The 12,455-nt window shown below is 72.0% G+C and carries 10 protein-coding genes; 7 read left to right on the top strand and 3 right to left on the bottom strand.

Annotation, left to right across the window (positions count from 1 at the left end):
* Positions 1-82 precede the first annotated feature (82 nt).
* From KOI35_RS40295 to KOI35_RS40305, 3 genes are all read left to right on the top strand, one after another.
* Positions 83-1,138 (top strand): sensor histidine kinase, encoded by a 1,056-nt coding sequence (locus KOI35_RS40295; RefSeq protein WP_308121367.1) that lies wholly within the window; start codon positions 83-85, stop codon positions 1,136-1,138.
* Complete coding sequence (locus tag KOI35_RS40300) at positions 1,135-1,788, top strand: response regulator (RefSeq protein WP_215794821.1); 654 nt, start codon at positions 1,135-1,137, stop codon at positions 1,786-1,788. The genes KOI35_RS40295 and KOI35_RS40300 overlap by 4 nt, the downstream gene beginning before the upstream one ends.
* Before the next feature lie 85 nt (positions 1,789-1,873).
* Positions 1,874-2,596 (top strand): 16S rRNA (uracil(1498)-N(3))-methyltransferase, encoded by a 723-nt coding sequence (locus KOI35_RS40305; protein WP_215794824.1) that lies wholly within the window; start codon positions 1,874-1,876, stop codon positions 2,594-2,596.
* A 110-nt stretch (positions 2,597-2,706) separates the two neighbouring features.
* On the opposite strand, the gene KOI35_RS40310 is transcribed toward KOI35_RS40305, so the two are convergent.
* Positions 2,707-3,546 (bottom strand): lysophospholipid acyltransferase family protein, encoded by an 840-nt coding sequence (locus tag KOI35_RS40310; protein ID WP_215794827.1) that lies wholly within the window; start codon positions 3,544-3,546, stop codon positions 2,707-2,709.
* Positions 3,546-3,923 carry an S-adenosylmethionine decarboxylase gene (locus KOI35_RS40315; protein WP_215794830.1) on the bottom strand — a complete coding sequence of 126 codons (378 nt, stop codon included), beginning with the start codon at positions 3,921-3,923 and terminating at the stop codon, positions 3,546-3,548. The genes KOI35_RS40310 and KOI35_RS40315 overlap by 1 nt, the downstream gene beginning before the upstream one ends.
* A 221-nt stretch (positions 3,924-4,144) precedes the next feature.
* Here KOI35_RS40315 and KOI35_RS40320 point away from each other — a divergent pair, with 221 nt between their 5' ends.
* On the top strand, positions 4,145-5,680 hold the full coding sequence (locus tag KOI35_RS40320; protein ID WP_215794833.1) for an ABC transporter transmembrane domain-containing protein: 1,536 nt from the start codon (positions 4,145-4,147) through the stop codon (positions 5,678-5,680).
* Entirely contained in the window at positions 5,677-7,407 is a 1,731-nt protein-coding gene (locus KOI35_RS40325; RefSeq protein ID WP_215794835.1) for an ABC transporter ATP-binding protein, read from the top strand. Before KOI35_RS40320 ends, KOI35_RS40325 begins: the two co-directional genes overlap by 4 nt.
* Here KOI35_RS40325 and KOI35_RS40330 read toward each other — a convergent pair.
* Entirely contained in the window at positions 7,404-9,776 is a 2,373-nt protein-coding gene (locus KOI35_RS40330; RefSeq protein ID WP_215794837.1) for a beta-glucosidase family protein, read from the bottom strand. The two genes, KOI35_RS40325 and KOI35_RS40330, sit on opposite strands and share 4 nt — an antisense overlap.
* A 51-nt stretch (positions 9,777-9,827) precedes the next feature.
* Between KOI35_RS40330 and KOI35_RS40335 the strand changes: the two genes are divergently transcribed.
* Both KOI35_RS40335 and KOI35_RS40340 read left to right on the top strand, forming a co-directional pair.
* A complete protein-coding gene (locus KOI35_RS40335; protein WP_215794839.1) occupies positions 9,828-11,243 on the top strand; it encodes a serine hydrolase domain-containing protein in 1,416 nt (471 codons plus the stop codon).
* 115 nt (positions 11,244-11,358) lie between these two features.
* Complete coding sequence (locus KOI35_RS40340; RefSeq protein ID WP_215794842.1) at positions 11,359-12,435, top strand: PhoH family protein; 1,077 nt, start codon at positions 11,359-11,361, stop codon at positions 12,433-12,435.
* Positions 12,436-12,455 lie beyond the last annotated feature (20 nt).

Here is a 12,455-nt window from a genome sequence, read left to right on the forward strand (position 1 = left end):
CCCGGCGTACCCCGCTGGGGGTAGGCCGGGATACCCCGCGCAGTCGATGCCCGTACGGGAAAGCCTGGATACCGTGAACCGGGTGCGAAGAGTGGATTTCCTGCTCGCTGCCCTGATGACCGGGCTGACCGTGGCCACCCTGTACGGCTGGAGCGACAGCCCGCCGGGGGTCGCGCTGGTCGTGCTCGCCGTCCTGTCGGTCGCGCCGATCGCCCTGCGCCAGATGGCCCCGGTGCTGACCATGGCCGTCATCGTGGTGGCGCTGGCCGTGGCCGTCCGGTTCGGCGGCGAGGGTTTCCCCAGCGGGGGCATCGGGCTTCTGGTCGCCATGTTCTCGGTGGCCATGCTGCGGCCGCGCCGGGTGGCGGCGGCGTGCTTCGCGGCGACCGTGGTCCTGATGGCGTTCGTCTGGCTGTCGGTGCCCGGTGAGATGGTGTGGTCGCAGGTGATGCAGTCCGGGCTGGTGCTGATCGGTGCGTGGGCGCTGGGCGAGGCCACCCGCCGCTGGAGCCGGGCCGCCGTCGCCGCCGAGCGGGCCGTGGCCGAGGAGCGCGTCCGGATCGCCCGCGAGCTGCACGACATCGTGGCCCACCACATGTCGGTGATCACGCTGCAGTCCGGGGTGGCCGAGTTCGTCGTCGACAGCGACCCGGTGACGGCCCGGACGGCGATGGCGACGGTGAGCGACGCCGGCCGGGACGCCATGCTCGAGATGCGGCGCCTGCTCAACGTGCTGCGGGTCGACGGCGACGCGGTCGACCTGCGGCCGCAGCCCGGGCTCGACCTGCTGGAGGAACTGGTGGCCCGGATGCGGGACGCGGGTCTGGCCGTCACCCTCGACGTGACCGGCGAGCGGCGGGCGCTGCCGGCCGGGCCCGACCTCTGCGCCTATCGGACGGTGCAGGAGGCGCTGACCAACGTGCTCAAACACGCGGGGCCGGACGCGCGGGCGTCGGTCGCGCTGGATTACGGCCCTTCAGTTCTGACCGTACGGGTGCAGGACGACGGAGTCGCTGGTCCGTTTGTCGTGGGCCATGGGATCCGGGGCATGCACGAGCGAGCCGCCCTCTATGGCGGCGTCTTGTCGGTCGCCCCGGATGTCACCGGGTTCTCGGTGGTGCTGAGGTTGCCGGCATGAGCATTCGCGTCCTCGTCGCCGACGACCAGCCGCTGATCCGGGCCGGGCTGGTCGCACTGCTCAGGGCGGCCCAGGGCTTTGAGGTGGCCGGCGAGGTGGCCGACGGTGAACAGGCGATCGCGCTGGCCGCCGAGTCCCGGCCCGACGTGGTGCTCATGGACATCCGCATGCCGGTGCTCGACGGGCTGGCCGCGTCGCGCCGGATCCTGGCCTCCTCGTTTCCTCCCAAGATCATCGTCCTGACGACCTTCGATCTCGACGAGTACGTCTACACGGCGCTGAGCGAGGGGGCGTCCGGCTTCCTGCTCAAGGACATGCCGCCGCAGCGGATCATCAGCGCGGTCCGGGCCGTCGCCGAGGGTGACATCCTGCTCGCGCCGCAGATCACGCAGCGGCTGGTGGAGACGTACTCCTCGTTCGGCCGCGCTTCGTCGGAAGCACTCGATCAGCTCACTCCGCGGGAGGCCGAGGTGCTGCGGCTGGTCGGCAACGGACTGTCGAACTCCCAGATCGCCGGGCGGCTGGTGCTCAGCGAGGCGACCGTCAAGACGCACGTGAAGCGGCTGATGGGCAAACTCGGGTTGTCCAGCCGGGCGCAGGCGGTCGTGGTGGCGTACGAGAGTGGCCTGATCGTCCCGGGTCGTCGGTAGACCAGTCCGGCCGACCTCTGGGATCTGCCTGAGTGGATCCGGTCCTCGGGGTGGACCGCACCCGCGTTCCGGTAGCGTGCCGGGGGTGTCTGCGCCGCTCTTCCTGGTCGCCGCCCTGCCGACGGGCTCCTCGTTCACGCTCGACGGGCCCGAGGGCCATCACGCCGCCGACGTGCAGCGGCTGCGTGCGGGCGAGACGCTTGTTCTCGCGGACGGCCGCGGCGGCAGTGCCGTCGGCCGGGTCACCGCGGTCGGTAAGGGTGTGGTCTCGGGGACCGTCGAGTCCCGATCTCTGCAGCCGGCGCCCGACCCGCGGCTGGTCGTGGTGCAGGGCATCGCCAAGGGCGACCGCGGTGAGCTGGCGGTGCAGGCGATGACCGAGATCGGCGTCGACGAGATCCTGCCGTGGGCCGCCTCGCGGTCGGTCACGCAGTGGCGGGGCGACCGCGGTTTCAAGGCCCGCGACAAGTGGGCGGCGACCGCCCGTGAGGCGGCGAAGCAAGCGCGCCGCTCGTGGCTGCCGGTCGTCGGCGGTGATCCCGACTGCTCGACCAAGCAGGTCGCCGCACGGCTCGGCCCGGCCTCTTTCGTGCTGCACGAGGAGGCCACCGAGCGGCTGACCACGGTGCCACTGCCCACGTCGGGCGAGATCGTGCTGGTGGTCGGCCCCGAGGGTGGCATCAGCGACGCCGAGCTTTCTGCTTTCTCCGCGGCGACTCCCGTGCGGCTGGGCCGCGAGGTGTTGCGCACGTCGACGGCCGGGGTGGCCGCGTTGTCGGTGCTCTCCGCGCGTCTCGGCCGCTGGTAGCGCTTATCCACAGGCCTGGCCCTCGCAATGCGGGGCTGTGGATAAAGTGAGCCTCTCCCCTTGACAGCGCGCTAGCGTGGGCCAGCCCCCTGGGTGGGTGGGGAAGTAAATCAGCGCCGGGCTTTGCGGCCGCGGAAGCGGCGCCGCTCGAGGCCCGGCATCACGATGTGCTCGTTGAGGCCCTCGCCCGTCGCCACCTGTTCCGACACCCGGGCGGCGACCCGCCGGGTCAGCAGGCGCTTGAGGCCCCACCCGCGGATCTCGCCGGCGAACGACCCCACCGGCCGCCGCAACCGGCGTCCCTGTTCGGCGATGGCCGGCTCCAGGTCGGCGAACGGCACGTACAGCGCCCGCGTCGACGCCGACCCCAGGTATTCGAACGGCTCCGAGCCGGCCATCGGCACCAGCGGCGCGCCGAGCAGCATCAGGTTGCGGTGGGCCCGGTGGTCCAGCATCACGACGATGTGTTTGACGTTCGCGCGCTTCCCGGCCTGCAGGAAGGTGCGGTAGAGCAGCGAGCTCACGACGAGACCGCGGCGGTACTCGGGCAGCACCCCGACGGTCGCGAAGTCCCAGATCTTGCCGCCGTCGTGCAGGCCGTGCGCCTCGACGATGTCGGACAGGTCGCGGCCGATGTGGTCGGGGGCGTCGTCGAGGGTCTTGCCGCCGCCCTCGATCACCCGGCCGGCGCCCGCGGGCCGGCCGGTCTCGCGGTCGAGCACCAGGAAGTGCAGGCTGTGCGGGTCGTGGTGGCCGTATTCGCGGGCCATGGTCGCCGCGTCGTTGCCGAACGCGGCCTCGAAGACCTGGCGTTCGACGGTGCGGGCGACGTCGGCCATCGGGTCGTCCGGGCCGACCGCGAGGGCGGTGAAGCGGCCGCGGGTGGAGTGGGCGGCCAGCGCGACGACGCAGCGGCGGGCGATCTCGGCGGGGGAGAGGTCGTAGGCCATCAGAACCCCTTGGCGACGATCTCGGTGGTGCGGAAGTAGTTCTCGGTGAACGTGACGACGTCGGCCGGGTCGAACGCCTTGCACGTGTAGATGTCGACGCTGAAGAACGACACCGGCCGCTCCCACGAGTAGAAGTGGGCGCCCGAGGTCTCCCAGTGGATCCAGCCGGCCCAGCCGTAGAGGTCGCTGACGTGGGTCACCGGCTCGATCAGCGTGATCATGTCGGTCACCACGGAGAGCTGGCTCAGATAGTCCTTGATGTGTTCGTCGGTGATCACGAACGTCGGGTAGCCCTCGACCACCAGTCGCTGACGGTGGATCATCGGGGCCAGGTCGCGGTAGGTGTCGTTACTGGCAGTGGGGAGCGTCAGCGACATGTGATCGTGTCCTAGCAGGCGAATCGGGAGAATCGGACGGATCCCACTGTAGTCCGAAATTACGCTGCGTGAGAATGGCAATCATCACACTGCGTTACGACTCAAGCTGATCATCTACGGATCATCTACGGAGAGAATGGTTAGGCTAACCTTCCGTCATGGTCGCGAGGTGCGGGCCGAGTCTTGATCTGGCAGCCGCGCCGGGCCAAGGTCGATAGTCGATGAGCGTCAATACAAATCTTCTCGGGCGCGCGCTGCTCCGCAACCGGGGCCGGGTCGCGTCCGGCAGCCTGCTCATCGGCGTGCATCAGGGCTGCGAGGCGCTCGTGCCGATCCTCATCGGCGTGATCGTGGACCGCGCGGTCGCCACCCGTGACCTGTGCATGCTGGCCGTCTGGGTCAGTGCCCTGGGCGCCCTCTACCTGCTGCTCACCGTCGCCTACCGGACGGGCGCCCGGCAGCTCATGCGGGCGATCGCGGACGAGGCGCACCGGCTGCGGCTCGAGGTGGCGGCCAAGGTGCTCGACCCGCGCACCGAGGTGCGCACCGGCGACGTCCTGACCATCTCGACGACCGACGCCGACACCACGTCCTACCTGCTCGACTACCTGCCCCGGCTGTTCGGGGCGCTGGTGGCCACCGCGATCAGCGCGACCGGGCTGTTCCTCATCTCGGTGCCGCTCGGCCTGGTCGTGCTGATCGGCATCCCGGTTGTGCTGATCGGGCTGCAACGCGCGGCGCCCCGGATCATCCGGCGGGTCATCGCCCGGCAGGAGGTCGCCGGCCGGGCCGCCTCGCTCGCCACCGACCTGGTCACCGGGTTGCGGCCGCTGCGCGGGATCGGCGCGCAGGAGGCCGCGGCCCGCCGCTACCGCGAGGTCAGCCGGGAGTCGCTCGGCGCCACCATGCGGGCGGCCAAGACGCTGGGCTGGTTCCAGGCCGCCTCCGACACGGTGAGCACACTGGTCGCCTGTGGCATCGCGATCCTGGCCGGCTGGTTCGCCCTGACCGGCCGGATCTCGGCCGGCGAGCTGGTCACCGTGATCGGGCTGGCCGCGTTCCTGGGCGAGCCGTTCGCCACACTGTCGGCCGCGCCCGGCTGGTTCGCCTCGTCGCGGGCGTCGGCCCAGCGCATCGAGGCCATCCTGGGCCGGGTGCCGGCCGGGGTTCCGGCGGGTGACAACCCCATTCCGCCCGTACGCGGTGAGTGTGTCGGCGTCGTGGCCGAGCCGGACGCCTCGGCGCTGGTCGCGCTCTTCGACGACGGTTCACCCGACGTCCTGGTCGCCCCGCATCTGCCCGAGCTGTTCAGCGGCACGATCCGCGACAACCTGATCGACGCCGAGGGTGACGAACTGCCCGCCGTGCTGCGGGCGTCGGCCGCCGACGACGTGGTCGCGGCCCACCCGGACGGGCTCGACCACGCCATCGCCGACCGCGGCGCCGCGCTCTCCGGCGGCCAGCGTCAGCGCCTCGCCCTGGCCCGGGCCCTGCTCGCCCGGCCCCGCCTGCTGGTGCTGCACGAGCCGACCACGGCGGTCGACGCGGTCACCGAGCACGCCATCGCGCGCGGCATCCGCGACCTGCGGCACGGCCCCGGCTCGACTCTGGGCACGTTGCTGGTCACCACGTCGCCGGCGCTGCTGGCGATCACCGACCGGGTCGTCGTGCTGCGCGACGGCGAGGTGGTGGCCACCGGCACCCACGCGTCGCTGGCCGCGACGGACGACGACTATCGGACGGCGGTCCTGCGATGACCCACGCCCTGCCCGTCGCGACACCCCGTCAGACCTGGTCCTGGCTGGCCGGGCAACTGGCCGCCCGACGGCTCGAGGTCGCCCTGACCGTCGCCGCCGGGCTCGGTGCCGCCGGGGCCTCGGTCGTGCCCGTCACCGCCCTGGGCATGCTGGTCGATCTGGTCCGCGACGGCGCGCACTCGGCCGCCCTGGTGCCCATCGGCGTGCTCGTCGCGGTGATCGCGCTGCTCGGCGGGGCCGCGGCCGGAGCCACCACCACGATGGTGAGCCGTCTCGGCGAGCGGATCCTGGCCAGCCTGCGCGAGGAGACGGTCGGGGTCGCGCTGCGGCTGCCCGCCCACACCCTCGACCGGGCCGGCCGCGGCGACCTGCTGGCCCGGGTCGGCGCCGACGTGGCCGCGGTCGGCACGGCGGCGGCCGAGGTGATGCCGACCGTCATCTCGGCGCTGTTCCTGGCCGTGCTCAGCGTGACCGCCATGTTCGGGCTGGACTGGCGGCTCGGGCTGGCCGGGCTGGCCGCCATGCCGCTCTACCTGCTGGCGCTGCGCTGGTATCTGCCCCGCTCGGCGCCGATCTACGCCGCCGAGCGCGCCGCCGTCGGTGCCCGCTCCCAGCTGCTGATGGAGAGCATGCAGGGGGTGCGCACCGTGCACGCGTACCGTCTGGAAAGCCGTCACCTGGACGCCATCGAGGGCGCCTCGGCCCGGGCCCGGGACCTCTCGGTCGGCGTGTTCGCGCTGTTCACCCGGTTCGTCGGCCGGATCAACCGGGCCGAGTTGCTCGGCCTGGCCACGATCCTGGTCGCCGGTTTCTGGTACGTACGGGCGGGCTTCGGTGTCACGGTCGGCGAGACGGCGGCGGCCGCGGTGCTGTTCCACCGGCTGTTCAACCCGGTCTCGATGATCCTGTTCACCTTCGACGAGATCCAGGCAGCCGGCGCCGGGCTGGCCCGCCTGGTCGGGGTGGGCACGCTCGCGGTCGCGCCGACCGGCACCCGCATTCCGGCCGCGGCCGACCTGACCCTGCGCGACGTGACCTTCGGCTACGACGAGCGGGTGCCGGTGCTGCGCGGGATCAGCCTGCGGGTGGCCCCGGGGGAGCGGGTCGCGCTGGTCGGCTCGACCGGGGCGGGCAAGACCACGGTGGCCTCGATCGCGGCCGGCATCCTGCGCCCGCGCACCGGCACGGCCACCGTGGGCGGGGTGCCGGTCGACCAGATCGAACCCGGCGTGGTGGCCATCGTCAGCCAGGAGACCCACGTCTTCGCCGGGCCGCTGATCGAGGACCTGCGCCTGGCCGGCCCCGAGGCGAGCACCGAGAGCGCCGAGGCCGCCCTGGAACGGGTGGGCGCGCTGGACTGGGCCCGCTGCCTCCCGCTCGGGCTGGCCACCGTGGTCGGTGAGGGCGGCCATCCGCTCACCGCGGCCCAGGCCCAGCAGCTCGCGCTGGCCCGGCTGGTGCTGCTCGACCCGGCGATCGCCATCCTCGACGAGGCGACCGCCGAGGCCGGCAGCGCGGGCGCGCGGGAACTGGAGGAGTCGGCGCTGGCCGCCACCAAGGGCCGGACGACCCTGCTGGTGGCGCACCGCCTGACCCAGGCCGCCGGGGCCGACCGGATCATCGTCCTCGAGCACGGGATCGTGCTCGAGGAGGGCACCCACGACGTGCTGGTCGCCGCGGGTGGCCGCTATGCCACGCTCTGGTCGGCCTGGCAGTCCCGCTGCTAGACCTCCAGCGTGGCCGTCAGTCGCGGGTCGTCCAAGGCGTGCGCGGCGATCACCCGGTACTCCCCGGTACGCCGCACCCAGCCCCCGTCCGCCCACACCTCGAACGTGCGGGGCGGCAACGGGATCCGTACGGTGACGGTCTCCTCCGGATGGGCCTCCACGTTCTCGAATCCCGCCAGCCAGCGCTCGGGCCGCTCCGGGTCGACCGGCGACGATCCGATGTAGAGCTGCACGACCTCCCGGCCCGCGCGCGCCCCGGTGTTGGTGATCGTCACGACGGCCTCGGTCTCGTTGACGGTGAGTTCGTCGTACCGCCAGCTCGTGTAGCCCAGCCCGTGCCCGAAGGCGTAGAGCGGCGCGACCCCCGACCGCAGCCAACCCCGATAACCGACAAAGACGCCTTCCCCGTACGCCACCACGCCGTCGGAAGGCACAACGGCGAGCACCGGGCAGTCCTCCTCCCGGCGGGGCCACGTGGTGGGCAGGCGCCCGCCCGGCTCGGTCACCCCGAGCAGCACCTCGGCCAGCGCCGCGCCCGCTTCCTGACCGCCGAACCAGGTCAGCACGGTCGCCGCGACCTCCTCGGCCCACGGCATCAGCACGGGCGAGCCGGCGTTGACGACCACGACCGTACGGGGATTGGCCGCAGCCACCCGCGAGACCAGCTCGTCCTGGCGGCCGGGGAGAGCCAGCGTGGTCCGGTCGAACCCCTCGGACTCGGTCTGCTCGGTGGTGCCGACCACCACCACGGCCACGTCCGACTCGCCGGCCAGCCGCACGGCCTCGGCGATCATGCCCTCCTCGTCCGGGCCGGGCCCGCGGTGGCCGAGCGTGGTCGACACGGTGTGGGCCATGCCGCGCGCGATCGTCTGGCGCAGCACGACCGGCACCGCCTCACCGGCGTCCAGCCGCACGTGGACCCGCTGCTCGCGTGGCGACAACAGCAGATCGGCGCGGGTGGCTGTGGGTGGGTGCAGGGTTCCCGCGTACGCCTTCGTCCCCGCCACGGACAGCTCGAAGGTGCCGAACCCGGAGACCGCGAACGTGTGCTCGCCGCCCTCGGCGGGGGTGAACGTCGTCTCGAGGAGGATCTCGTCGACGCCGGCCGGGTCGAGGCCCCCGGGCAGCGAGCCGATCCAGCGCACCGCGGCCGGTTCGACCTCGAACGAGTGGCCGCCCATGGTGACCTTGGCCGGGGTCCAGCCCGGACCGTGGGCGGCGGGCAGGAACGGACGCGGGTCGGCACCGATGGTGAACTCGACGTCCACCCCGGACAGCGCCTGCTCGAGACCGGCCAGCGGCGAGATCACGTACGGCGGGGACACCTGGGCGCTGCCCCCGCCGAGCACCCGGGCGTCGGTCGCGAGCGCGCCGATCACGGCCACCTTGGTCAGCGCGGCCGGTTCCAGCGGGAGCGTGTAGTTCTCGTTGCGGACCAGCACGAACGAGCGGCTCGCGACCTCGCGGGCGATCGCGTTGCCGTCGAGATCCTCGGGGACGGTGACGGCCGGGCCGCCGTCGAGCACTCCGACACGCTGGGCCAGGAGCAGGACGCGCCGCACCTTGTCGTCGATGACCTCTTCGGGCACCTCCCCGGCCCGTACGGCGGAAACGAGTTTCTCTCCCCACGGGCTCTCCAGCGCCGGCATCGCGATGTCCAGCCCGCCCAGCGCGGCCCCGACCGTGTCGCGGGCGGCCCGCCAGTCCGACACGACCACGCCGTCGAAACCCCACTCGCGTTTGAGGATCTCGTCCTGGATCGGGCCGTTCTGGGCCATCGACTGCCCGTTCACGCTGTTGTAGGCGCTCATCACGCCCCAGCCGCCGGACTCGGCGACCCGCTCGAACGGCGCCAGATAGATCTCGCGCAGGGCCCGCTCGCCGATCCGGACGTCGACCTCCATCCGGTCGGTCTCGAAGTCGTTGCCGACCAGATGCTTCACCGTGGTGCCGACGCCGTGCCGCTGCACTCCGCGGACGAAACCGACCGCGATCTCGCCGCTGAGCAGCGGATCCTCCGAGTAGCACTCGAAATGCCGGCCGCCCAGCGGGGTGCGCTGCAGGTTCACCGTCGGCCCGAGCAGCACGTGCACACCCTTGCGCCGCGACTCCTGACCGAGCAGTTGCCCGGCCCGGTCGGCCAGCTCGACGTCCCAGGCCGCGGCCAGCGCGGTCGGACTGGGCAGCGCGATCGACGGGTCGTCGGGCGCCCAGCCCACCCCGCGGACGCCGATCGGCCCGTCCGACATCACCAGCGAGCGCAGCCCGATCCGCTCGATCGCCGGCAACGACCAGAAATCCTGCCCGGCGAGCAGCGACACCTTCTCCTCGAGGCTCAACTGCCCGAGCAGGTGCTCGACATCGGTCATGGAAGCGCTCCCATCCGTACGGCTGACTGTTGCCACCTTAAGATCGTGCGGATGGAGAACCACAGCGCCTCCGCCCGCTACGAGCGCGTCGTCCGCCGGGCTCAGGCCGACGGCCGCGTCCCCGCCCTCTCGGTCGCCCTGCACCGGGCCGACCGCGAGCCGTGGGTCTTCACCGTCGGCGACTCCGGGAATATCGGGCACCCGCTCACCCCCGACACCCGGTTCCGGATCGGCTCGATCACCAAGACGTTCACCGCCGTGCTGGTGCTCCAGTGCCGCGACGACGGGCTCCTCGACCTCGACGACCCGATCGCCCGGCACCTGCCCGTACCGGCCCACGGCGACGCGACGGTCCGGCGGCTGCTGTCGCACACGGCCGGGTTCCAGCGGGAGCCGTACGGGGACATCTGGGACACCCTCAAGGCCCCCGACGCGGCCGAGGTGCTGACCCAGCTCGACCGGGCCGAACGGGTGCTCCCCAACGCGCGGCGCTACCACTACTCCAACCTCGGCTTCGCCGTGCTCGGCCAGCTTGCCGCCCACCTGCGTGGCGGCACCTGGGCCGAGATCGTCGGCGACCGCATTCTCGGCCCGCTCGGGCTCACCGCGACCACCCTCAACCCGCCGCCCCAGGCCGCGGTCGGCTACCTGGTCGACGACTTCTCCGACGCTGCCCGCCCCGAACCGCAGACCGACCTCGGCGGCGTCGCCCCGGCTGCCCAGCTCTGGAGCACCGCGAACGACATGGCCGCGTGGGGTGCCTTCCTGGCCCACCCGGCGACCGCCGACCCGCAGGGCCGGGTGCTGGCCGCCGCCACCGTCGACGAGATGCGCTTCCCGGCCACCGTGACCCACGAGTCGGTGTGGCAGAGCGGCTTCGGCCTCGGCCTGATCATCGAGCCGCAGAGCAAATGGGTCACCCACGTCGGGCACGACGGCGCCATGCCCGGGTTCCTGGCCTCCGCGTACGGGCGCAGGGGTGGCGAAGGCGTCCCGGCCGGACTGGGCGCGGCGGTGCTCGGCTCCTCCGGCACGGCCCGCGTGACCAACGAGATCGTGCACGAACTGCTCCGGCTCGCCGTCGAGATCGACCCGGCCGACATCACCCCGTGGCGGGCCGCCCCACCGGCGCCGGTCGCCTACCGGTCGATCCTCGGCCCCTGGTTCAGCGAGGGCACCCAGTTCGTCTTCTCCTGGCACGACGGCGCGCTCCAGGCCCGGCTGCCCGACCTGCCCCGCGACTTCCCGCCGTCGATCTTCGAACCGCTGCCCGGGCAGCCCGACGTGCTGCGGACGGTCAGCGGGCGCGAGACCGGTGAGCTGCTGCGACTGACCCGCGACGAGGCCGGCGCGGTCGTCCGCATGCACTGGGCGACCTATCGCGTCACGCGCGGTCAGGAGGGCTTCGACGGAGGGCTCGCCTCGGACGGGCCGGCGCCGCTTCCCGGCTCTCTTTCCGGGCGATAATGGCATCGGCGGCCGGGCGGCCGAGCGGATACGATGGCACGATCCTTCAGTACGCCGTCCCGATCGGGCGACGAAGAGTATGAGAGCAGGTGGGTGAGGCCCTCGTGGCCGCCCTATGACCGGTACGCCGAACCCTTCCAGCGCGGGCTCCAGCGGCGCGGCGCGGGTGCAGACCAAGATCTCGGTCGCCGACCCCAAGATCATGGTGAACCTGCTGGGTGCCAAGGACGAAATCCTGCGGCTCATCGAGCGAACTCTCGCCAGCGACGTGCACGTCCGCGGCAACGAGATCACCATCACCGGTGACCCCGGCGAGAACGCCACCGCCGAACGACTCTTCTCCGAGCTGATCGAACTGATCGAGCGCGGCGAGACGCTCAGCGTCGACTCCGTGCGGCGCACCGTCGCCATGCTCGAGGACGCGACGGCCGAACGCCCGGCCGAGGTGCTGACGCTCAACATCCTGTCCCGCCGGGGCAAGACGATCCGGCCCAAGACGCTGGGCCAGAAACGTTACGTCGACGCCATCGACGAGAACACGATCGTCTTCGGCATCGGCCCGGCCGGCACCGGCAAGACCTACCTGGCCATGGCCAAGGCGGTCCAGGCGCTGACGGCCAAGCAGGTCAGCCGCATCATCCTGACCCGGCCGGCGGTCGAGGCGGGCGAGCGGCTGGGCTTCCTGCCCGGCACGCTCAACGAAAAGATCGACCCGTACCTGCGGCCGCTCTACGACGCGCTGCACGACATGCTCGACCCCGAGTCGATCCCGCGCCTGATGGCCGCGGGCACCATCGAAGTCGCCCCCTTGGCCTATATGCGGGGTAGGACTTTGAACGACGCGTTCATCATTCTCGACGAGGCGCAGAACACGACTCCCGAGCAGATGAAGATGTTCCTGACCCGGCTCGGGTTCGGTGCCAAGATCGTGGTCACCGGCGACGTCACCCAGGTCGACCTGCCCGGCGGCACCACCAGCGGTCTCAAGATCGTGCGTGAGATCCTGCAGAATGTCGAAGACGTGCACTTCGCCGAGCTGTCCAGCTCCGACGTCGTGCGCCACCGGCTGGTGGCCGAAATCGTTGACGCCTACGCGCGTTACGACGCCGATCAGGAACAGGCCGCCACACAATCCGTCCACGCCGTGCCCGGTCGCGCCGCCAGTGGTGGCCGCAACGGGCGTAGGCGCTGAATCAAGGGGTAAACGCACCA

The sequence above is a fragment of the Paractinoplanes bogorensis genome (genome assembly GCF_018829635.1).
Taxonomy (GTDB): domain Bacteria; phylum Actinomycetota; class Actinomycetes; order Mycobacteriales; family Micromonosporaceae; genus Actinoplanes; species Actinoplanes bogorensis.

What these genes read in the sequence shown, in the direction of transcription:
- KOI35_RS40300 (WP_215794821.1), top strand. Translation starts at nt 1,135, where the DNA reads ATGAGCATTCGCGTCCTCGTCGCCGACGACCAGCCGCTGATCCGGGCC.
- KOI35_RS40310 (WP_215794827.1), bottom strand. Translation starts at nt 3,546, where the DNA reads ATGGCCTACGACCTCTCCCCCGCCGAGATCGCCCGCCGCTGCGTCGTC.
- KOI35_RS40315 (WP_215794830.1), bottom strand. Translation starts at nt 3,923, where the DNA reads ATGTCGCTGACGCTCCCCACTGCCAGTAACGACACCTACCGCGACCTG.
- KOI35_RS40320 (WP_215794833.1), top strand. Translation starts at nt 4,145, where the DNA reads ATGAGCGTCAATACAAATCTTCTCGGGCGCGCGCTGCTCCGCAACCGG.
- KOI35_RS40325 (WP_215794835.1), top strand. Translation starts at nt 5,677, where the DNA reads ATGACCCACGCCCTGCCCGTCGCGACACCCCGTCAGACCTGGTCCTGG.
- KOI35_RS40330 (WP_215794837.1), bottom strand. Translation starts at nt 9,776, where the DNA reads ATGACCGATGTCGAGCACCTGCTCGGGCAGTTGAGCCTCGAGGAGAAG.
- KOI35_RS40335 (WP_215794839.1), top strand. Translation starts at nt 9,828, where the DNA reads ATGGAGAACCACAGCGCCTCCGCCCGCTACGAGCGCGTCGTCCGCCGG.
- KOI35_RS40340 (WP_215794842.1), top strand. Translation starts at nt 11,359, where the DNA reads ATGACCGGTACGCCGAACCCTTCCAGCGCGGGCTCCAGCGGCGCGGCG.